Raw genomic sequence first — 19,316 nt, forward strand, 5'->3', positions numbered from 1 at the left:
TGCTGTTGCCTGACCCCTCCCGTAGGTGAGCGTGGCCCTGCCTACGGCCTCCGGTAGTGCCCGATGATCGCGTGCTGGAACAGCAGGTTCTCTTCACGCGTGCCGCGTGCGATGTTGTGCAGCACCAGCGGTGTGCCATTGGCCAGCCTCCGGTCGGAGACGATGCCGACATGCAGCAGACCGTTGCCGTTGAGCTTCCAGGCCACGATGTCACCGGCCGCATAGTCGGTGGCGAGGGCGGTGATCGGTTGCTGCCAGCCCTGCCGTTCGAACCAGCGCATCAGGTTCGGTACGCGGCGATGATCAATGTTGCGGTCCGGTCGTGACAGGCCCCAGATCGCCGGATAGGCGCTGAAGTTGCCGCGCATGTCTTCGTGCACGCGCGCCTGCAGGTCCAGGCCCTGGCTGCGCAGGGCGCGCACCACCACGTCGGTGCACACGCCGCGATCAAGCGGGACGTCGCCGCCGGGATAGGACAGGACCTGGTAGGCGGGATCGTAACGGGTGGTGACGCCGATCTGCGCACGCGCTGCAGCCACCAGTGGCGGCGAAGGCGCCTGTGGCTGCGATGGCGTGGGGGCGGCATTTCCGCCGCCGGTGGGAGCCGGGGCCGAAGCAGGCTGGCAGCCGCTGACCAGGGCCAGCGTCAGCAGCAGCACCCTCCTTGGTGCCCAGCCGCGCCGCGTCATGCCTGCGGCGCGGCGCCGTTGTTGTTGGGTCCACCGGAGCCTCCACCACCACCACCTCGACGGCGACGACGGCGCGGACCACGGTTGCCCGGGCTGGCAGCAGCGGCGTTGCCGCCGCCCTGTTCCTTGCCCTGCACCGCAGCGGAGGGGCGCTCGTGCGCCGGTCGCGCCGGCGGGCGGGCGTGGGGTACGGGTGCCGGTACATCGCGGCCCGGCACCTGCACCACGCGCAGCTCGTCGGTATCGAGCTGGATCGCGGTCAGCTTGCCGCCCCAGACTGCGCCGGTGTCGATGGCGTGCACGCCCTGGGTGATGGTCAGGCCCAGCGCCGACCAGTGGCCGCAGACGATCTTGAGGTCGCGCTCGACCCGGCCCGGTACTTCGAACCAGGGGTAGAGTCCCTGTTCCTGCGTGCCGGGGGTGCCCTTGTCCTCGATGCCGATGCGCCCGCGCGGGGTGCAGTAGCGCATGCGGGTGAGCACGTTGATGATCGCGCGCGAACGGTCGTAGCCGGACAGGTTCGGCGCCCAGCTTGGCTTGTCGCCGTACATGTTGCGGAACAGCTTGCGGTAGCCGGCGCCGTGCAGCTGCACCTCGACTTCGGCGGCGTGCTTCTCTGCCATCTGCGTGGTCCACTTCGGCGCCAGGCCCGCGTGCACCATCATCCAGCCCAGCTCGCGATCCACATGCACCAGCTTCTGCAGGCGCAGCCAGTCCAGCAGTTCGTCGCGGTCCTCGGCCTGCACGATGCGCAGCAGGTCCGGGTTGACCTTGCGCTGCTCCTCTTCGGTGCGTGCACCGACGGCCAGCAGCGAAAGATCATGGTTGCCCAGCACCACCACGCTGTGCTCGCGCAGCGAATGCACCAGCCGCAGCGTTTCCAGCGACTGGCCGCCACGGTTGACCAGGTCGCCGCAGAACCACAGGGTGTCCTGGGCCGGGTCGAAGCGGATCTTCTCCAGCAACCGCTGGGTAACGTCGTAGCAGCCCTGCAGGTCGCCGATCGCCCACACACTCATCGTTCGGCCTCCGTGTCAGTGCAGGGTACGCGGGACGGCCAGCACGAACGGTGCGACCGGCGCGGCAAATTCGGTGCCATCGTCGGCGACCATGTCGTAGTGCCCCTGCATCGTCCCGTGATCGGTCCCCAGCATGACACCGGACGTGTAACGGAAGTCTTCACCGGGGCGCAGCCGCGGCTGCTCGCCGATCACCCCGTCGCCATCGACATGCTCGACACGGCCGTTGGCATCGGTGATGCGCCAGTGGCGTGCGACCAGGCGTGCGGCGACCCGCCCCTGGTTGTGGATGCGGATCGTGTAGGCGAACGCAAAGCGACCGTCTTCCGGCGCGGATTGATCGTCGAGGAAGCGCGGCGCGACTTCGACGGAGATGGCATATACGTCAGCGTCTTCCATACCGGCAGTGTAATCAGGAGGCATTGGCCAAAGCGATGAATTCGGCCACGTCCAGCTGTTCGGCGCGGGCATCGGGACGCACGCCGGCGGCGATGAACTGCTCGGCGGACACCACGTTGTTCAGGGCATTGCGCAGGGTCTTGCGGCGCTGCCCGAAGGCGGCCTTGACCACCTCGGCGAAGCGCGTGTGGTCGTTGATGTTGATCGAGGCCGGATCACGCGGCACCAGCCGCACCACGGCCGAATCGACCTTCGGCGGCGGCCGGAACGCGCCCGGCGGCACCACGAACAGCGAGGTCACCTGGCAGTAGGCCTGCAGCATCACGCTGAGGCGGCCATACACCTTGCTGCCGGGGCCGGCGGCCATGCGGTCGACCACTTCCTTCTGCAGCATGAAGTGCATGTCGCGGATCACCGCGGCATGCTCCAGCGCGTGGAACAGGATGGGCGAGGAGATGTTGTAGGGCAGGTTGCCGACCAGGCGGATCGGCTGGCCGTCGGCCAGTTCGGTGAGGTCCACGCGCAGCACGTCGCGATGGACGATGGTCAGCTCGCCCAGCGGCTCGGCGGCAGCGGTCAGTGGCGCGATCAGGTCGCGGTCGAACTCGATCACCGTCAGCTTCGGGTGCACGCGCAGCAGCGGCAGGGTGATGGCGCCCTGGCCGGGTCCGATCTCGACCAGGCGGTCACCATCTTTCGGATTGACCGCCATCACGATCTTGTCGATGTAGTGGCGATCGGCCAGGAAATGCTGGCCAAGCTGCTTCTTGGCCGGTGCGGTGAACACCGGGCCGGAGGGGGAATGCGGGGAATTCATGCGCTCAGTGTACGTTGCCGCGCCAGCTGCGCACACAGCGTCGTTGCCGCCTGCAGGCTGGAAGGATCGGCGATGCCGCGGCCGGCCAGGTCCAGCGCGGTGCCATGGTCGACCGCCACGCGCGGGTAGGGCAGGCCCAGGGTCAGGTTCACCGCCTGCTCGAAGCCGGAATACTTCAGCACCGGCAGGCCCTGGTCGTGGTACATCGCCAGCACGGTGTCGAAACCGGCCAGCTTGGCCGGCAGGAAGGCGGTGTCGGCCGGCAGCGGCCCGACCAGGTCCATGCCCTCCGCACGCAGGCGCTGCAGCAGCGGGATGACCAGGTCCAGTTCTTCGCGGCCCAGGTGGCCGTCTTCGCCGGCATGCGGGTTCAGCCCGAGCACCGCGATGCGCGGCGCAGGCAGGCCGAACTCGCGGCGCAGCGCGGCATGCACCGTGCGCAGGGTGTGTTCCAGGCTGGGCGCGGTGATCGCATCGGCCACCTCGCGCAGCGGCAGGTGGGTGGTGGCCAGCGCCACGCGGACAATGTGATTGGCCAGCATCATCACCACCTTCACTCCGGCCTGGTCGGCCAGCAGTTCAGTGGTACCACTGTAGGCAATGCCGCCTTCGTTGATGACCGCCTTGTGTACCGGGCCGGTCACCACACCGTGCAGCTCACCGGACAGGCAGGCCTGGCCGGCGCCGAGCAGGGCACCGATGACCGCGCTGGCATTGGCCGGATCGGCCTGGCCGAAGTGGCTGGGCGCCGCGTTGCGGACGGCGCGCAGGCGCAGATCGCCCGGGGCGCGTGCTTCGGCGTCCTCGGGCAGCAGTTGCAGGGGCAGGTTCAGCGCGGCTGCGGCCGCGCGCAGGGTGTCCGGGTCGGCGAAGGCCAGCAGCCGGCAATCTTCACGCGGCTGCTGGACGAGGCGGACACACAGCTCCGGGCCGATCCCGGCGGGCTCGCCCGGTACCAGAGCGAGCTCGGGGCGCATCGGTCAGGACTGCGGCGGAGTGGCGGTGTTTTCCGCGCGGTCGCCGCTGCGGAAACTGACGTAGGCTTCGCCACGCAGTTCCTGCAGGAAGCGGTTGTACTCGTCTTCCAGCTTGCGACGGCCGATGGTTTCGCGGACCTGGGCACGCTGGTTGTCGGTGGTCACGTCGGTCTGGCGGGTCGCCACGCGCTGCACGATGTGCCAACCGGCGTCGGTGCGGAACGGCTGGCTGACGCCACCATCCTGCAGGCCACTCACCTGCTGGCCGAAGGCCGGGCCGAACGCGTCAGCCGGGAACCAGCCGAGATCACCGCCCTGGCCCTTGCTGTTGTTGTCCTCGGAGGACTCCCTGGCAACGGTCTGGAAGTCGGCGCCGCCGGCAATGCGGGCACGCAGGGTGTCGATCTTGGCCTTGGCAGCGGCATCGGTCTGGTGGTCGTCCACGCGGACCAGGATGTGGCGGCCGTGGAACTCGGTGACCGTCTGCTCACCGGCGGCGGAACTGCTGTCACGCACTTCCACCAGCTTCAGCAGCTGGAAGCCGCTCGGGCCGCGGATCGGGCCGACCACTTCGCCCGGCTTCATCTTTTCCATCAACTGGGCAAAGGCCTGCGGGATTTCATCCAGGCTGCGCCAGCCCAGATCGCCGCCTTCCAGTGCGTTCGGGCTGTCCGAATAGCGCACGGCCGCCGCGTTGAAGTCCAGCTCGCCCTTGTCCAGCAGGGCCTTCACGCCATCGGCCTTCTTCTGGCCGGTGGCGATCTGGTCGGCGTTGGCACCGTCGGGCAGGGCGATCAGGATGTGCGCCAGGTGGTACTGGTTGCCTACCGTGGCCTGCTGCTTCAGCGCGGCGTCGACTTCACCCTCGCTGACGCTGATGCGGCTCTGCGCGAAGCTCTGGCGCAGGCGCTGCACGGTGATCTCGTCACGCACCGACGCGCGGAAATCGTTGAAATCGATACCGTCCTGGGCCAGGCGCTGGCGCAGGGCATCCAGGTTCGAACCGTTCTGCTGGGCGATGGCGTTCATCGCCTGGTTCAGCTCCTGGTCGCTGACACGGATGCCACTGCCCTGGGCGCGGGCCACCTGCAGCTTGACCAGCACCAGGCGTTCGAGCACCTGGCGGCTGAGCACGTCTTCCGGCGGCAGCTGGTTTTCACGGCCGGCGTACTGCGCCTTGATGTTGGCGATCGCGCGCTGGAGCTCGCTCTGCAGGATCACGTCCTCATCGACGACGGCAGCGATGCGGTCAAGCGGCTGCGCCTCCTGGGCAAGCACCTGCAGGGGGGCGGACACGCTGGACACCGCCAGCAGCGAGGCGAGAAGAACGGGGAAGCGCTTGGTCATGGGATCAGGTTCGGATCGTAGTCATCCCGGGTCGCCCCGGTGTTGCTCGGCGGCACGAGATAGAGGTCGTCGCGGTTGTAGCCGAGGATAGCACGGCGCAGGGTACGGTCCGTGTCCTGCCCCAGGGAGCTCAGGCCCTTGAGTACGAACTCCAGCTGGATGGCGTTGTTCATCTCGCCTTCGCGGTTGCGGACGTAACGGCGGGCGACCGCACGCACGGCCAGGCAGCAGCTGTCCCACTGGACGCCGGCGATGATTTCCAGCGGTTCCTTGTCCTGCAGCGAGTAGTAGTAGCGGCCGACCAGGCTCCAGCGCGCATTCAGCGGGTACAGGAACGACAGGTCGGCCTGTTCCAGCAGGGTACGGTCGTGCTTGTTGGCGGTGGCCGGGGCGCCCGAGTTGATGCGGTAGCGGTAGCTGAGGTTGATCACGCCATCGTTGGGCATCAGGTAGCGGGCACGGACGCTGGCCAGATCCTCGCGCTTGTACTTCGGGTCCCACTGGTAGGTGGCACCCAGGGTCCAGCGGTCGTTGATCATGTAGTTGCCGTCGGCGATCCACGCCGACTTGCCCTTTTCCACCGGCGCGCCGCCCGGGGTGACGGTCACCCGCGACTCGTCGAAGTACTGGATCTGGCCGATGGCAGCCGAGAAGCGTTCCTTGCCGGTGGTCTGGTCGATGAAGCGGGTGCCCAGTGCCAGGGTCAGCTGGTTGGCATCGTTCTGGCGGTCGGCGCCGGTGTAGCGCGAGTCGCGGAACAGCTGGCCCCAGCTGAAGGTGAAGTCACGGGTATCGAAGATCGGCAGCTCGTCCTGGTTGCGGTACGGCGTGCGCAGGTAGAACAGGCGCGGTTCCAGCGTGTGCAGGAATGACTTGCCGCCGATGGTGGTCTCGCGATCGAAGAACAGGCCGGCGTCGATGCTCCCGATCGGGAGGCTGCGGCTGGGCGATTTGTTGCCGCGCAGCTGCTCCGGCGTGGCGGTGTTCGGGTCGATGCCCTGCGAGGCCAGCACGTTGCGGCGGACGCTGTCAGCGAGGCCCTGGTCCAGGTCGTAGCCGGTGTAGCGGTAGGCCAGGGTCGGGGTGACGTACCAGGCCGCGCCACTGATCGGGAACGACACGTACGGCTTCACGTCCAGGCGCGAGCCGCCGTACATGCGCTGGGTCTGGCCGTTGCGCGTGTACTGCAGGTCGGGCCCCGCATCGGCGCCGTACTTGAAGTTGATGTCGTCGTGGGTGAAGCGCACGGCTTCGGCATAGATGCCGGTTTCCAGCCACGGCAGGACCGGCTTGTCCCAGTTGAGGTACAGGCGCGGCTGGCGGTTGTACGGCAGCGCGCTTTCATTGAGCGTGTAGTCGGTCAGCTGCCAGCGGTCGGCCATGATGCCGGCCGTCCAGTTCCTGCCGGTGCCGTACAGGCCCACGGTGCTCTGCAGGTTCGAGGCAGTCACCCCGACCAGGCGGTTGGCGAAGTCCTCGACATAGCGCTCGTCACTGACCCAGGCCAGGTTGGCGCGGGCCTGCCAGTGGCTGTCCACGTTGTGGTAACCGCTGAACATCACCCGGCCGCGGTCGCGGTCGCGCAGCTTGTCATTGGGCATGAACGCGGTCAGCAGTTCGCCGCGGCCGCCGTTGTAGAGATAGCGGAACTCGTTGTCGAGCATCAGGCCGCGCCGGCTCATGTAGCGCGGGGTCAACGTGTCGTCGTAGTTCGGCGCCAGGTTGAAGTAGATCGGCTGTGCGTAGTCGAAACCGTTGCGTCCGGACATGCCCAGCTGCGGGAACAGCAGGCCGGTCTTGCGCCGGTCATCGATCGGGAACTTGAAGTACGGCGCCCACAGCACCGGCACCTTGCCGATCCGCAGCACGGCGTTGCGGGCGGTACCGAAGCCCTCGTCGTTGTCCACTTCGATCTGCGGCGCCGACAGCTTCCACACCGGCTGTGACGGGTCGCAGGTGGTGTAGGTGGAGCGGTGCATCTGGCCGACCGCGCCCTGCAGGTCAACCGACTCGGCATCGCCGTTGCCGCGGCGCGACACCAGCTGGTACTTGATGTCGGTGATCTTGTGGGTGTCGCTTTCCTGGTTGCCCTCGGCGCGCTTGGCGACCATGCGGATCGAGGAGTCCTGGTAGCGGACATTGCCGTCGGCGATGTAGTTGCCGCTCTCGGTATCGAAGCTGAGCTTGTCGGTGCCGACGAACTGGTCGCCGCGGCGCAGGGCCACGTTGCCTTCGTACTGCGGCACGGTGGTCGTGCCCAGCAGCTGGTCACCCTCGATGTCGGTCGGCTGCTGCTCGCGCGCAGCGCTGGCGGCCGCCTTGTCCTGCCCCGGGACCGGGGTGGGGGCATCGGTGAACGCGGGAATCACGTCGGTAGCCGGGCACAGGCCCCAGTTGAGCGGCTTTTCATCGGCCATTGCCGGCAGGCAGATGGCGATGCTCAGAGGCAGGGGAAGCAGGCGGAGGGCTCGGCGCACGCGGTTCGGATTCGGGCGAAAACGGACGGTAGCTTGCCCCATCCCTTGCATAGGGGCAATGAAGGACGCCGGAGCCTGCCGGTTCGGGTTCATCCGGAGACGCTGCCGGGAGGGGGCGGCAGCAGGGCCCGGACATGGGCCACGCTGCACTCGGCAAGCGCCTGCAGGTCATAGCCGCCTTCCAGCATCGAGACCACCCGGCCGGCCGCATGGCGGCGCGCCAGCGCATGCAGTTCCCGGGTGATCCAGGCGAAATCATCGGTTTCCAGCATCAGGTCGGCCTGCGGGTCGCGCAGGTGGGCATCGAAGCCGGCCGAGATCAGCAGCAGCTGCGGGCGGAAGTCGTCGATGGCCGGCAGCATCTCGTCGGCCCACACGTTGCGGAAGCGGAAACCGCCACTGCCGGGGGGCAGCAGGATGTTCATCAGGTTGCCGGCACCGCGGTCGCGGCGCAGGCCCGAATTGGGGAACAGCCCGGCCTGGTGGGTGCTGTAGTAGGAGACCCGGGCGTCGTGCTGGAAGATGTCCTGGGTGCCGTTGCCATGGTGGACATCGAAATCGACCACTGCGATCCGCTCCAGCCCATGGCGGTCACGGGCATAGGCGGCGGCGATGGCGATGTTGTTGAGCAGGCAGAAGCCCATCGCCGTGCTGCTGGTAGCGTGGTGGCCCGGGGGCCGCACCGCGCAGAAGGCCAGCGGGTCCTCGCCCAGCATCACCGCATCGACCGCCGCCACCCCGGCGCCGGCGGCGTGCACGGCGGCACTGGCCGAGCCCGGCGAGGTCCAGGTGTCCATGTCCAGCTGGCGCAGCGGCGCGGTCTGCGGCTGCAGCACGAAGTCGAGCAGGGCGCTGTCGTGGACCCGGGTCAGTTCGCCGAACTTGGCCGGCGGCGCCTCGCGCCAGTCCAGCTGGCCGGGGAACGCGGTGTGCAGGGCATCGAGCACATGCTGCAGGCGTTGCGGGCACTCCGGATGGCCAGGGCCGGGGTCATGCAGCAGGCAGGACGGATGGGTGAAGACCAGCATCGTGCCGACTCAGCGCTGGCGCTGCTGTGGCTGCCACAGCGCTTCGCCATGGCCGTCGGCGCGGGCCAGTACGCGGGCCAGCACGAACAACAGGTCCGACAGCCGGTTGAGGTACTGCAACGCCTCGCTGCGCACGGCTTCGTGGCGGGCCAGGGTGACCGTCTCGCGCTCGGCGCGGCGGACGATGGTGCGGGCCAGGTGGCAGCGTGCGGCGGCCTCGCCCCCGGCCGGCAGGATGAACTCCTTCAACATCGGCAGGTGGGCGTTGTAGTGGTCCAGCTGCTGTTCCAGTGCCGAGACATCGGCGGCGTGGATGGCGGCGTGGCCCGGGATGCAGAGCTCGGCGCCCAGGTCGAACAGCTGGTGCTGCAGATGCACCACCAGCGCGCGGACATCCTCGGGCAGCGCGGTGGCAAGCAGCAGGCCGAGCGCAGCGTTGGCTTCATCGACGGTGCCGTAGGACGCCACCCGGGCGTCGTCCTTGGCGACGCGCTGGCCGTCGCCGAGGCCGGTACTGCCGTCGTCGCCGGTGCGGGTGTAGATGCGCGAGAGGCGATGACCCATGGCGCGGCTCAGTGCCGGATGTCGCGGCGGGCCTGCTGGAGCTTCAGTACCTGCTCCACCGCCAGCTGCAATGCCGCCGCCAGCGCCACGTAGATCGCGGTGGTGCGCAGGTAGGGGCCGAACCATTGTGCGTAGTTCTGCGCCCAGCCGGCCAGCGTCGGCTCGGCGACGTTGCGGGTGGTCCAGTAGAAGCCGCCCTGCGCCAGCAGGTGGCAGACCGCCACCGACGCCACCAGCAGCAGCGCACCCTTGGCCAGCACCGGCCAGCGCGCGCCCTGGTAGTTGCGGCCCAGCAGCATGCCGCCGGCCCACAGCGAGAAGTACGCCGGCAGCAGCAGCCAGTAACCCGGCGACACGCAGTAGTGCTGCCAGAAATCCAGGCCGCTGCTGCGGATCACGATCCAGTCCACCAGCACGGCGAACACCATCAGCAGCGGAAACGCCCAGCGTGTCCACGTGGCCAGGTAGAAGCCACCGATGAAGAACACCGCCCAGGAGGCATCGGGGATCGCCGCGAAGTGGTTGACCCGGGTCGCCGCCAGCAACAGCACGAGGACGGACAGGACGAAGGCGCGGTTGGCGGTGGCGGACATGGCAGCGGGCCCGGAGCGGATTCAGGTTTCATTCTAGCCCGCCGCGCCGGTTGGCGCAGGTCGGGTGGTGTTGGGTGTTCGGGCAGGGCGAGCGCGTATCATGAACATCATGAGTGAACGACATGACGTGCTGATCGTCGGTGGTGGCCTGGTCGGTGCCAGCCTGGCCATCGCCCTGGACCGCCTGGGCCGCGATGTGGGCCTGCTCGAGGCCAGCCCGGCCGGCGAGCTGCCAGCGGTGTTCGACCAGCGCAACCTCAGTTTTGCCGCTGCCACGGTCAATGCGCTGACCGCGTTGGGGGTCATGCAGAAGCTGGCGATGGCGCCGGGCCCGATCCGCCGCATCCACGTCAGCCGCGCCGGCGACTTCGGCCGCGTGCAGCTGGAGGCTTCCGACTACGACCGGCCGTGGTTCGGCCAGGTAGTGGTGGCGCGGGACTTCGGCCAGGCGCTGGAAGCGCGCCTGCAGGAGCTGCCGCGGCTGCGGCGCTACCGGCCGATGCGCTTCCTGGGCCTGGGCGAGGTGGTCGACGGCTACCGCCAGGTGCGGGTGGCCGACGAGACCGGCGAGCGCGTGCTGCTGGCCCGGCTGGTGGTGGGGGCCGATGGCACGACCAGTGGCGTGCGCGGCGCGCTGGGCATCGAGGTCGACCGCCATGATTTCCGGCAGACCCTGTTCGTGGCCCGCGTGCGCAGCCAGCGTGCGCCGGACGGCACCGCCTGGGAGCGCTTCACCGATACCGGCCCGACCGCCCTGCTGCCGCGTGGCGATCGCCACTTCGGCACCGTGCACGGTGTTGCGCGCGACCAGGCCGATGCGGTGATGGCGCTGGACGATGCGGCTTGGCTGCAACGCCTGCAGAACGCGATCGGCTGGCGCGCAGGCCGGCTGCTCGAATCCGGCCCGCGCAGTGCGTATCCGCTCATCCAGGTGCTGGCGCGCGCGCTGGCCGGAGAGCGTGCGGTGCTGCTCGGCAATGCCGCGCAGACCATCCATCCGCTGGGTGCGCAGGGCTTCAACCTTGGCCTGCGCGATGCGCTGACCCTGGCCGAACTGCTGGAGGATGCGCGTGAGGATGCCGGCAGCGATGCACTGCTGCAGGCCTATGTCGCGCGCCGCGAGGAGGACCGCCGGCAGACGGTGGCATTCTCCGGCGGGCTGGCGCGCCTGACCAGCAATCCGGCGCCGCTGATGCGGCCGCTGCGCAGCCTCGGCCTGGTGGCCGCGCAGCGCGCCTCGGTGCAGTCGATGCTGGTCGGTGGCGCGATGGGCTTCCGCGGCGAGGTGCCGCGGCTGTGCCGTGGAGAAGCGGCATGAGCCGGCGTGCGCGTCTTGATGTGGCCATCGTTGGCGGTGGCGTGGTCGGTGCCGCCTGTGCGCTTGCGTTGGCTGATGCTGGCCTGTCGGTCGCGCTGGTGGAAGGTCGCGAACCGGCGCCGTGGCAGGCCGCACAGCCGGACCTGCGCGTGTTCGCCTTCGCTGCCGACAACGTACAGCTGCTGAACCGCCTGGGCGTGTGGCCGGTGATCGCGCAGGCCCGTGCATGGCCCTACCGGCGCATGCAGGTGTGGGACGCGGCCGGTGGCGAGGATCTGCTGTTCGACGCCGATCGCTTCGGCCGTCGCGAACTGGGCTACATCGTCGAGAACGGGCTGCTGCAGGACCGCCTGTGGTCGGCGCTGCCGGCGGCGGGTGTGCAGCTGCACTGCCCGGCACGGGTGGACGCGCTGGAGCAGGATGAGGATGGCGTGCGCCTGCGCCTGGACGACGGGCGTCGCCTGGAAGCGGCGTTGGCGGTGGCCGCCGACGGCGCCGAATCGACCCTGCGCCAGCTGGCCGGGATCGAGGTGGAACGCCATGACTACCACCAGCGTGGCGTGGTGGCCTACGTCGACAGCGATCTTCCCAACCAGGCCACGGCCTGGCAGCGCTTCCTGCCGAGCGGGCCGCTGGCGTTGCTGCCGGTGGCCGAGCGCCGCAGCTCGATCGTCTGGACCCTGCCCGAGGACGAGGCGGCGCGTGTCCTGGCACTGGACGAGGACAGCTTCAACCGCGAACTGACCCGCGCCTTCGCGGCACGCCTGGGTGAGCTGCGGCTGGCCTCACCGCGTGCGGCATTCCCGCTGCGCCGCCAGCTGGCCCGTCACTACGTGGCCGGTCGTGTGCTGGCGTTGGGTGACGCGGCGCATGTGGTGCATCCGCTGGCCGGGCAGGGCGTGAACCTGGGGCTGCGTGATGTCGCCGCCCTGCAGCAGTGGCTGGCGCCCTCGGCAGAGCGCCGCGGCCAACCGCGGCTGTCGCCGCAGCGCCTGCAGCGCTGGGCACGCGAACGGCGCAGCGACAACCACATCGCCGCCTACAGCTTCGATGCGATCAACCGCCTGTTCTCCAACGACGAAATGCACCTGACCCTGGCCCGGGGCCGTGCGCTGGGCTGCGTCGGCCGATGGCCGCCGCTGGTGCAGGCGTTCTGGAAGCGCGCCGCCGGCGTCTGAAGCAAAAAGGGGACGGAGGGGATTAAGTCGTTTGTGCACATACGACTTAATCCCCTCCGTCCCCTTTTTCAATCCACCAGCCAGCCGGCCAGGTCGGTGCGGTCCAGCTTGCCGCGGTGCCTGCGGTCCAGCGAATTGAATTCGTCGGCCAGCGCCGGATTGGCCTGTGCTTCCTCGCGGCTGATGAAACCGTCGCCATTCACGTCGAGGTCGCTGAAGCGGATGCGGTACTGGCCAACCACGCTGCTGGGTTCCAGCGAGCGCACGGTCACCTGTGCCTCGCCGACCGGCTGCGGAATGTCGACGCTGCCGGTGACCCGGCCGGCATCCAGCGGCTGCTGACGGATCGCGCCGCCGGTCGGGCCCAGCGGCTGGCTCTGCGCGGGGGTGGACGGGCCATGCTGGGCCATCGCCGGTACCGAGGCCAGCAGGGTGGCCGCCAGCACGGCGGAACGGGGAATGTTCATGACAGGCTCCTTGCCAGAGGGTACCGGGAGCGTACTCCCGGCAACCTGTGCCGCCGATGACGGATCAGCGCAGCGGCGAGGCCAGCACCGTGATTTCTTCCCGATCGTGATACAGCTGCTTGGCACGCACCACCAGCGCCTTCCCGGCCTGGTCCTGGAACAGGTCCAGGCACAGCCGGGTCTCGTCCCAGCGCTTCTTCATCGGCAGCTTCAGATTGAAGATCGCATGCCTGCACCAGCCTTCGCGGAACCAGGTGGCCATGCGTTCGGCGACGCGGCGCGGCTGCTCGACCATGTCGCAGACCATCCAGTCCAGCGGCTGTTCCGGATGCCAGTGGAAGCCATCGGCGCGCAGGTGCTCGACCAGGCCGGTGTCCAGCACGTGCTGGCGCAGCGGGCCATTGTCGATGCTCAGCACGTGCATGTGCTGGCGGGTCAGCACCCAGGTCCAGCCGCCGGGGGCGGCGCCCAGGTCGGCCGCACGCATGCCGGGCTTGGCCAGCGTCTCGCGTTCTTCCGGCGTCAGCAGGGTCAGCAGCGCTTCGTCCAGCTTCAGCGCCGAACGCGAAGGCGCTTCGGGCAGCAGCTTCAGGCGCGGAATGCCCAGTGCCCACGGCGCGCTGTCGGCCGGGTCGGCCACGCAGACGAAGGCATGGGTACCGTCGACGAACACCACATGCAGGCGCGGCAGGCGGGTGTTCGGCTTGTCGCTGAGCTTGCCGGCCTTGCGCAGCGCCGGGCGCAGTGCATTGCCAAAGGCACGCGCCAGCCCGGACAACGGCTTGCCAGCGTCGGAATCGGGATGCTCCACCCACAGGTCGCCGAAGCGCGGCGCATCGGCCAGCACCTCCAGCATCGGCGTGATGCGGTCGGCCGGATCCAGCTGTGGCAGCTCGGCCAGCACCACCAGCTTCTGGCGCGCGAAGATCAGTTCGCGCCAGCGCAGGCGCGGTGCCAGCGCCGCGGCCTCGTCGCACATGAAAAGCACGTAGCCGTCATTGCGCTGGGTGCGGGCATAACCGGCGAAACCGGCTTCGCCGGCACGGAACTGCAGTTCGCCGGCCAGCTCGGGCTCGAAACCCTGCCGGCACAGGCACAGCAGGCCGATGCCGGTTTCAGTAACGGGCGCCATCGCTTTCCCCATAGGCACGCAGCACGCTGCGCGCGGCGTCGCGGTTCAGGCCCTGCACCACTTCGATGCCACGCTTGTTGAGCTCGCCGACCCAGTCGGCCGGCAGCGGGCCTTCGTCGAACGGAGTCAGTTCTTCGACATCGGCTGCACTGGCACCGATCAGCAGGCGGTCGATGCCGGCCCACACGGTGGCGCCGTAGCACTGGCAGCACGGCTGCGAGCTGGTGGCCAGGGTGACCGGCGACAGCACCGCGTTCAGGCGCGGGGTCTGCAGGCGTTGCTGGGCCAGCATGTAGGCCATGTTCTCGGCATGCGCCAGCGAAGTGGCGTGCGGCATCACCCGGTTCACGCCGGCGGCGATCACCTTGTCATCCGGGCCGAACACCACGGCGCCGAACGGGCCGCCACTGGCGTGCTCGACGTTCAGCCGCGACAGCTCGATCGCCAGCGCGACCTTGGCCTCATCGCCCGGATATCGACGATCCAGGTCGATCTGGTCGTGGATCCAGGCGGGAAGGGTCAGGTGGACTTGCGCGTACAGCATCGCGGGGGTGCCTCGTGTGGGATGGGAAAAGTGCGGTTGCTTGGGAAACCGGAGCGCAGTGTAGCGGCACAGGGGTGCACCTGAGGTGTCTGCTCAGTCTTCAATGTCGTTGCAGACGACGACGTACTGCTTGCGGAATTCCAGCCCGGCCTGCGGCCAGCGCGCAGCATAGGCACGCAGCAGGGGCAGGGCCGCAGGGAAGTCGTGGCCGTTGACCCGGCAGTCGGCCTCGCACAGGCCATCGGCATCGCGCGAGGCGAACAGGCGGATGGCCAGGAACGGGCGCGCCTTCAGCAGCTCGTCGAAGGCGTCCATGCTCCTGGTGAACAGGCAGCACGGACAGGACCCATGGTCGTCCTCGCTGCAGCTGCTGGCGTCCACCTCGTGCTCGCGGTAATGCGCCAGCGGACCCAGCACCACGGTGCGTTCGTGTTCCTGGCCGTCATCGCCGGCCGGATAGGTCAGGCCCATCATCGGCAGCCCCTGCGCGTCTTCGGCGCCGATCGCGGTCTGCAGGGTCGCAAGGTCTACCCGTACCCAGGCCTGGAAGCCGGACAGCAGCGATGCCTGCTCATCGGTACCGTTGGCGTGCTGGTACTCGAACAGGCCATCGGCGAACAGCCGCGGATGCTGGCTTTCGACGACGGTGGAGGTCTGCCAGCCGCCGTTGTCGCGCGCGTGTGCGGCCATCGCATGCGGGGTCAGGCGCAGTCCGCTGTCCAGCAGCAGCGCGTTGCCGTCGACGCGGCTGGCGGTGCCGGCGTCCTGCAGGGCCTGCTGCAGCAGTGGGAGGAGGGCGATGGACGTCGTGGTCATGTCAGGCCTTTGGATGGATCGGGTGGAGCATCCAGGCCGGGCCTGGTGCTAGCGGTCGAGCGCGTCAAGTTCGGCGCGATACCGCTGCGCGTCAGACTGCTGCTGCGGGTCGTTGCCGTGGTCGCGCAGCCAGCTTTCGAGTTCGCGGCGATAGTCCGCGCGGAACTCGGCATTGCCCGGGCTGAAGTGCAGCTTGCGCGCCGCTACCTCCACGCGCTCGCGCGCACTGGCCTGGGCCTGGGCAATGCCGTGGGGTGATTCGTTGGTGAGGATGACGAAGTTGCGCGGGAAACCCGGCGTGTACTTGACCACGAACGGCTGGTCGCGCGCCGGGATGCGGATGGCGTTTTCCAGCGGCCACAGCGAGGCGGTGTTGGTGTGGAACACCACTTCCACATCGCGGCCCTCGGCGGTACGCAGCACCCCTTCGTAGCGCCAGATGTACTGTTCGTTGAGCGTCGAGCTGGTTCGCTCGGCCTTGACGATAACCGCTTCACCACGCTCGCCCACCACGTTGAGGAAGGCGGCATTGAGGAAGTGGCCGAGGAACATGTTGAGCATCGCCAGCGGGAACACCACGATGGCGTAGCCCGGAAAGCGCCGCCACCACGAGACCAGCCCGGCCAGCACCATTGCCGAAAAGAACGTCAGCAGCGGATGCTGCGAGATGAACCAGAGCAGGGCGGACAGGGCGGTGATCATCGTCGCGGTCGTGCGGGCGCCATCCCGGCGCCCGCGCAGGTCCTCAGGCCGACCAGGTGTCGCGCAGGGTCACGCTGCGGTTGAACACCGGCTTGGCTTCGGTGTGGTCGCGGCGATCGGCAACGAAATAGCCGGTGCGCTCGAACTGGAACGACTGTTCCGGAGCGGCGCTGGCTGCGGCCGGCTCGACATAGCCGGTGACAGTACGGCGCGATTCCGGGTTCAGGTAGTCGCGGTAGGTCTTGCCTTCCGATTCGTCGTCCGGGTTCGGCACCGAGAACAGGCGGTCGTACAGGCGGATCTCGGCCGGCACGCCGTGCACGGCGCTGACCCAGTGGATGGTGCCCTTGACCTTGCGGTTGGCGCCTTCCATGCCCGGACGCGATTCCGGATCGAGCCAGCCGCGCAGTTCGGTGATGGTGCCGTCGGCATCCTTGATCACTTCGTCGCAGCGGATGATGCCGGCGCCGCGCAGGCGCACTTCGCCGCCCGGGACCAGGCGCTTCCAGCCCTTCGGCGGCACTTCAGCGAAGTCCTCGCGATCGATCCACACTTCGCGGGCGAACGGAACTTCGCGGCTGCCGAAGCTCTCGTCCTTCGGGTGGTTGCTGAAGGTCAGCAGTTCTTCGTGGCCTTCCGGCAGGTTGGTCAGCACCAGCTTGACCGGATCGACCACCGCCATGCGGCGCGGCGCGGCGCTGTCCAGGTCCTCGCGCAGTGCGCCTTCCAGCACGCTGAAGTCGATCAGCGAATTCTGCTTGCTGATGCCCACACGCTCGGCGAACAGGCGCATCGCGGCCGGGGTGTAGCCACGGCGGCGCAGGCCCTGCAGGGTCGGCATGCGCGGGTCTTCCCAGCCGTCCACCAGCTGTTCGGTGACCAGCGCCATCAGCTTGCGCTTGCTCATCACCGTGTAGTTGATGTTCAGGCGCGAGAACTCGATCTGCCGCGGCTTGGCCGCTTCGCGTGGCAGCCCGGCATCGACCAGCGGCTGGGTCAGCGCGTCGTCATGGGCGAAATCGACGTTGTCCACGCACCAGTCGTACAGCGGTCGGTGGTCTTCGAATTCCAGCGTGCACAGCGAGTGGGTGATGCCCTCGATCGAATCGCCCAGTGCATGCGCGAAGTCGTACATCGGGTAGATCGGCCACGCGTTGCCGGTGTTCTGGTGCTCGACGTGCTTGATGCGGTACAGCGCCGGATCGCGCAGGTTGATGTTGCCGCTGGCCATGTCGATCTTCGCGCGCAGGGTGCGCGCGCCATCGGGGAATTCACCGGCGCGCATGCGGCGGAACAGGTCGAGGTTCTCCTCGATGCTGCGGTCGCGCCACGGCGACGGGCGGCCCGGTTCGGTCAGGGTGCCGCGGTAGGCGCGCACTTCTTCGGCCGACAGGTCGCAGACATAGGCCTTGCCCTGTTCGATCAGCTTCTCGGCGGCCAGGTAGTAGGCCTGGAAGTAGTCCGAGGCGTGGCGCAGCTCGTTCCAGCTGAAGCCCAGCCAGCGCACGTCGTCCTGGATCGCGGCTACGTATTCCGGATCTTCCTTGGCCGGGTTGGTGTCATCGAAGCGCAGGTTGCAGACGCCGCTGAATTCACCGGCGATGCCGAAGTTCAGGCAGATCGACTTGGCATGGCCGATGTGCAGGTAGCCGTTCGGCTCGGGCGGGAAGCGGGTCTTGATCGCCTGGTGCTTTCCGCTGGCCAGGTCCTCGCGCACGATCTGGCGGATGAAATCGCGCTTCTCGTGGCTGTCGGCGGGGGTCTCGGGGCTGGCGGGGGTGTGCTCGGACATGAGTCGGCGAAAAGAAAGGCAGAAAGACCAACAGTCTAGCGCGTACCGGGCGGGGTTGCCCGGCGGGGTATGGTATGCCGGCCAGCGGCCGGCACTACCTGCATGGCCGGCATCCGGCTGTCACCGCCACCATTCAGCCCCCAGGCGTATGCTGGACCCTTGCCCCGAGGAGCCGCCACATGCACATCGTGTACAAGGCCGACAACCTGTTCGACGCCCATCTGGTCAAGCACGCGCTGGAAGACGCCGGCATCCCGGCCTTCGTGTTCGGCGAGCAGCTGCTGGGCGGGATGGGAGAGCTGCCGCTGTTTGGCGTGTTGCGGGTCGGCATCCCCGATGCGGCGCGGCCGCAGGCCGAGGACATCGTGGCGGCGCTGGACTTGGGCCAGGCCCCGTCCGACCCCATTTCCGATGCAGACGACATTGCCGGCCTTCCGGCGTAGGAGCGCATCATGTTGGGAATTGGCCAGGGCATCCTCGGCATCGGCGCCTTCAAGCAGCGCCTGCCCCGTCCGGAAGAGGCGCTACCGGGGCGTGACCAGCCGCTGCCGCTGCACAGCAACCAGCACTTCGTGAACAGCCATCCGTTGAAGGACCGTTTCGCCGGCCTGCAGCAGATCCGCTTTGCGCTGGGCTGTTTCTGGGGCGCCGAGCGCAAGTTCTGGACCGAGCCGGGCGTGTACAGCACCTCGGTCGGCTATGCAGGTGGCATCACGCCGAACCCGACCTATGAAGAGGTCTGCTCGGGCCTGACCGGCCACACCGAAGTGGTGCAGGTGGTGTTCGACCCGGCGGTGGTGAGCCTGGAGCGGCTGCTGCAGCTGTTCTGGGAAAGCCACGACCCGACCCAGGGCATGCGTCAGGGCAACGACACCGGCACCCAGTACCGTTCGGCGATCCATGCCACCGACGAGGCCCAGTACAAGGCCGCGCTGGCCAGCCGCGAGGCCTACCAGGCGCAGCTGGCCGCGGCCGGCTACGGCCCGATCACCACCGAGATCGTGTACCCGGCACCGGCGTACTACTACGCCGAGGACTACCACCAGCAGTACCTGGCGAAGAACCCGAACGGCTACTGCGGCATCGGCGGCACCGGCGTGAGCTGCCCGATCGGGTTGGATGTGGAGGGGCCGCGCTGACGCGCGGTGGTCCGCCTGCGGCGGGCAACGTCAACGGCTGAAAGCCAAAGCCAAAGCCAAAGCGGCTCTGGGTTGCTGATTGTTGGGTGGGGCGGTGTGGGTTGGCAGGACACGCCGTGAACCCGTCCCTGGGGGCTCGATGGCGCCTTGCTCGTGTGCGCTGTCCTGCGCACACGGCAAGACCGGGGTTGGGCGTCCTGCCCAACCCGCCCGAGGCATGCCTCGGGCCCAAGGCTCCAACGGTCCTGCCAGCCGCCCCCGTCCCACCTTCGACAGTTTCCCGGTGACGGTGGGCAAGAGCATTGGTTGGTGACGAAC

At 68.5% G+C, this 19,316-nt stretch carries 20 protein-coding genes; 4 read left to right on the top strand and 16 right to left on the bottom strand.

What is annotated here, in order from left to right; translation table 11 throughout:
* Positions 1-41 precede the first annotated feature (41 nt).
* From ACMGRF_RS01745 to ACMGRF_RS01790, 10 genes are all read right to left on the bottom strand, one after another.
* Positions 42-689, bottom strand: a complete 648-nt coding sequence (locus ACMGRF_RS01745) for a DUF1287 domain-containing protein (protein WP_414485593.1) — start codon at positions 687-689, stop codon at positions 42-44.
* Positions 686-1,708 (bottom strand): symmetrical bis(5'-nucleosyl)-tetraphosphatase, encoded by a 1,023-nt coding sequence (locus tag ACMGRF_RS01750; protein WP_049440145.1) that lies wholly within the window; start codon positions 1,706-1,708, stop codon positions 686-688. The genes ACMGRF_RS01745 and ACMGRF_RS01750 overlap by 4 nt, the downstream gene beginning before the upstream one ends.
* Positions 1,709-1,723: 15 nt before the next feature.
* On the bottom strand, positions 1,724-2,107 hold the full coding sequence (apaG, locus tag ACMGRF_RS01755; protein WP_008268668.1) for a Co2+/Mg2+ efflux protein ApaG: 384 nt from the start codon (positions 2,105-2,107) through the stop codon (positions 1,724-1,726).
* A 13-nt stretch (positions 2,108-2,120) separates the two neighbouring features.
* Complete coding sequence (gene rsmA, locus ACMGRF_RS01760; RefSeq protein WP_049414494.1) at positions 2,121-2,924, bottom strand: 16S rRNA (adenine(1518)-N(6)/adenine(1519)-N(6))-dimethyltransferase RsmA; 804 nt, start codon at positions 2,922-2,924, stop codon at positions 2,121-2,123.
* Positions 2,921-3,901, bottom strand: coding sequence for a 4-hydroxythreonine-4-phosphate dehydrogenase PdxA (gene pdxA / locus ACMGRF_RS01765; RefSeq protein ID WP_099487843.1), 981 nt, complete (start codon positions 3,899-3,901; stop codon positions 2,921-2,923). Before pdxA ends, rsmA begins: the two co-directional genes overlap by 4 nt.
* Positions 3,902-3,904: 3 nt before the next feature.
* Positions 3,905-5,248, bottom strand: coding sequence for a peptidylprolyl isomerase (locus ACMGRF_RS01770; RefSeq protein WP_049414492.1), 1,344 nt, complete (start codon positions 5,246-5,248; stop codon positions 3,905-3,907).
* Positions 5,245-7,725, bottom strand: a complete 2,481-nt coding sequence (lptD, locus tag ACMGRF_RS01775) for an LPS-assembly protein LptD (protein WP_080352929.1) — start codon at positions 7,723-7,725, stop codon at positions 5,245-5,247. Before lptD ends, ACMGRF_RS01770 begins: the two co-directional genes overlap by 4 nt.
* A gap of 89 nt (positions 7,726-7,814) precedes the next feature.
* A complete protein-coding gene (locus tag ACMGRF_RS01780) occupies positions 7,815-8,753 on the bottom strand; it encodes a histone deacetylase family protein (RefSeq protein ID WP_099487841.1) in 939 nt (312 codons plus the stop codon).
* A 9-nt stretch (positions 8,754-8,762) separates the two neighbouring features.
* Positions 8,763-9,317, bottom strand: a complete 555-nt coding sequence (locus tag ACMGRF_RS01785; protein ID WP_049414489.1) for a cob(I)yrinic acid a,c-diamide adenosyltransferase — start codon at positions 9,315-9,317, stop codon at positions 8,763-8,765.
* 8 nt (positions 9,318-9,325) lie between these two features.
* Positions 9,326-9,910 carry a hypothetical protein gene (locus tag ACMGRF_RS01790; protein WP_005415353.1) on the bottom strand — a complete coding sequence of 195 codons (585 nt, stop codon included), beginning with the start codon at positions 9,908-9,910 and terminating at the stop codon, positions 9,326-9,328.
* A gap of 109 nt (positions 9,911-10,019) precedes the next feature.
* Here ACMGRF_RS01790 and ubiH point away from each other — a divergent pair, with 109 nt between their 5' ends.
* Both ubiH and ACMGRF_RS01800 read left to right on the top strand, forming a co-directional pair.
* On the top strand, positions 10,020-11,228 hold the full coding sequence (gene ubiH / locus ACMGRF_RS01795) for a 2-octaprenyl-6-methoxyphenyl hydroxylase (protein ID WP_414485595.1): 1,209 nt from the start codon (positions 10,020-10,022) through the stop codon (positions 11,226-11,228).
* Positions 11,225-12,406 carry a UbiH/UbiF family hydroxylase gene (locus tag ACMGRF_RS01800; protein ID WP_414485596.1) on the top strand — a complete coding sequence of 394 codons (1,182 nt, stop codon included), beginning with the start codon at positions 11,225-11,227 and terminating at the stop codon, positions 12,404-12,406. Before ubiH ends, ACMGRF_RS01800 begins: the two co-directional genes overlap by 4 nt.
* A gap of 68 nt (positions 12,407-12,474) precedes the next feature.
* Here the strand turns inward: ACMGRF_RS01800 and ACMGRF_RS01805 are convergent, their stop codons facing one another.
* The 6 genes from ACMGRF_RS01805 to ACMGRF_RS01830 all read right to left on the bottom strand — a co-directional run bounded on the left by ACMGRF_RS01805 (position 12,475) and on the right by ACMGRF_RS01830 (position 17,859).
* Complete coding sequence (locus ACMGRF_RS01805; RefSeq protein ID WP_049440161.1) at positions 12,475-12,873, bottom strand: hypothetical protein; 399 nt, start codon at positions 12,871-12,873, stop codon at positions 12,475-12,477.
* A gap of 64 nt (positions 12,874-12,937) precedes the next feature.
* A complete protein-coding gene (gene rlmM / locus ACMGRF_RS01810; RefSeq protein WP_049414485.1) occupies positions 12,938-14,005 on the bottom strand; it encodes a 23S rRNA (cytidine(2498)-2'-O)-methyltransferase RlmM in 1,068 nt (355 codons plus the stop codon).
* Entirely contained in the window at positions 13,989-14,549 is a 561-nt protein-coding gene (locus ACMGRF_RS01815) for a nucleoside deaminase (RefSeq protein ID WP_005415358.1), read from the bottom strand. Before ACMGRF_RS01815 ends, rlmM begins: the two co-directional genes overlap by 17 nt.
* 93 nt (positions 14,550-14,642) lie before the next feature.
* On the bottom strand, positions 14,643-15,365 hold the full coding sequence (locus ACMGRF_RS01820; protein WP_414485597.1) for a DUF6348 family protein: 723 nt from the start codon (positions 15,363-15,365) through the stop codon (positions 14,643-14,645).
* Between the two features lie 48 nt (positions 15,366-15,413).
* The gene (locus ACMGRF_RS01825) at positions 15,414-16,067 is read right to left on the bottom strand and encodes a hypothetical protein (RefSeq protein WP_061478339.1); all 654 of its coding nucleotides are present in this window, start codon (positions 16,065-16,067) and stop codon (positions 15,414-15,416) included.
* Between the two features lie 43 nt (positions 16,068-16,110).
* Positions 16,111-17,859: a glutamine--tRNA ligase/YqeY domain fusion protein gene (locus ACMGRF_RS01830; protein ID WP_049414482.1), complete on the bottom strand. Its 1,749-nt coding sequence runs from the start codon at positions 17,857-17,859 to the stop codon at positions 16,111-16,113.
* Positions 17,860-18,038: 179 nt separating this feature from the next.
* Here ACMGRF_RS01830 and ACMGRF_RS01835 point away from each other — a divergent pair, with 179 nt between their 5' ends.
* Together ACMGRF_RS01835 and msrA are read left to right on the top strand one after the other, a co-directional pair.
* On the top strand, positions 18,039-18,302 hold the full coding sequence (locus tag ACMGRF_RS01835) for a DUF2007 domain-containing protein (RefSeq protein ID WP_005415362.1): 264 nt from the start codon (positions 18,039-18,041) through the stop codon (positions 18,300-18,302).
* Between the two features lie 30 nt (positions 18,303-18,332).
* Positions 18,333-18,998 carry a peptide-methionine (S)-S-oxide reductase MsrA gene (gene msrA, locus ACMGRF_RS01840; RefSeq protein ID WP_049414503.1) on the top strand — a complete coding sequence of 222 codons (666 nt, stop codon included), beginning with the start codon at positions 18,333-18,335 and terminating at the stop codon, positions 18,996-18,998.
* Positions 18,999-19,316: the final 318 nt, after the last annotated feature.

The organism is Stenotrophomonas sp. EMP41, from assembly GCF_047495535.1.
In the GTDB taxonomy this organism is placed as follows: domain Bacteria; phylum Pseudomonadota; class Gammaproteobacteria; order Xanthomonadales; family Xanthomonadaceae; genus Stenotrophomonas; species Stenotrophomonas sepilia.

Coding starts and splice junctions, on each gene's coding strand:
- ACMGRF_RS01785 (WP_049414489.1), bottom strand. CDS start 9,317: ATGGGTCATCGCCTCTCGCGCATCTACACCCGCACCGGCGACGACGGC.
- ACMGRF_RS01800 (WP_414485596.1), top strand. CDS start 11,225: ATGAGCCGGCGTGCGCGTCTTGATGTGGCCATCGTTGGCGGTGGCGTG.
- ACMGRF_RS01750 (WP_049440145.1), bottom strand. CDS start 1,708: ATGAGTGTGTGGGCGATCGGCGACCTGCAGGGCTGCTACGACGTTACC.
- ACMGRF_RS01820 (WP_414485597.1), bottom strand. CDS start 15,365: ATGACCACGACGTCCATCGCCCTCCTCCCACTGCTGCAGCAGGCCCTG.
- apaG (WP_008268668.1), bottom strand. CDS start 2,107: ATGGAAGACGCTGACGTATATGCCATCTCCGTCGAAGTCGCGCCGCGC.
- rsmA (WP_049414494.1), bottom strand. CDS start 2,924: ATGAATTCCCCGCATTCCCCCTCCGGCCCGGTGTTCACCGCACCGGCC.
- rlmM (WP_049414485.1), bottom strand. CDS start 14,005: ATGGCGCCCGTTACTGAAACCGGCATCGGCCTGCTGTGCCTGTGCCGG.
- ubiH (WP_414485595.1), top strand. CDS start 10,020: ATGAGTGAACGACATGACGTGCTGATCGTCGGTGGTGGCCTGGTCGGT.
- ACMGRF_RS01815 (WP_005415358.1), bottom strand. CDS start 14,549: ATGCTGTACGCGCAAGTCCACCTGACCCTTCCCGCCTGGATCCACGAC.
- ACMGRF_RS01770 (WP_049414492.1), bottom strand. CDS start 5,248: ATGACCAAGCGCTTCCCCGTTCTTCTCGCCTCGCTGCTGGCGGTGTCC.
- ACMGRF_RS01780 (WP_099487841.1), bottom strand. CDS start 8,753: ATGCTGGTCTTCACCCATCCGTCCTGCCTGCTGCATGACCCCGGCCCT.
- ACMGRF_RS01805 (WP_049440161.1), bottom strand. CDS start 12,873: ATGAACATTCCCCGTTCCGCCGTGCTGGCGGCCACCCTGCTGGCCTCG.
- pdxA (WP_099487843.1), bottom strand. CDS start 3,901: ATGCGCCCCGAGCTCGCTCTGGTACCGGGCGAGCCCGCCGGGATCGGC.
- ACMGRF_RS01745 (WP_414485593.1), bottom strand. CDS start 689: ATGACGCGGCGCGGCTGGGCACCAAGGAGGGTGCTGCTGCTGACGCTG.
- ACMGRF_RS01790 (WP_005415353.1), bottom strand. CDS start 9,910: ATGTCCGCCACCGCCAACCGCGCCTTCGTCCTGTCCGTCCTCGTGCTG.
- ACMGRF_RS01830 (WP_049414482.1), bottom strand. CDS start 17,859: ATGTCCGAGCACACCCCCGCCAGCCCCGAGACCCCCGCCGACAGCCAC.
- ACMGRF_RS01835 (WP_005415362.1), top strand. CDS start 18,039: ATGCACATCGTGTACAAGGCCGACAACCTGTTCGACGCCCATCTGGTC.
- ACMGRF_RS01825 (WP_061478339.1), bottom strand. CDS start 16,067: ATGATCACCGCCCTGTCCGCCCTGCTCTGGTTCATCTCGCAGCATCCG.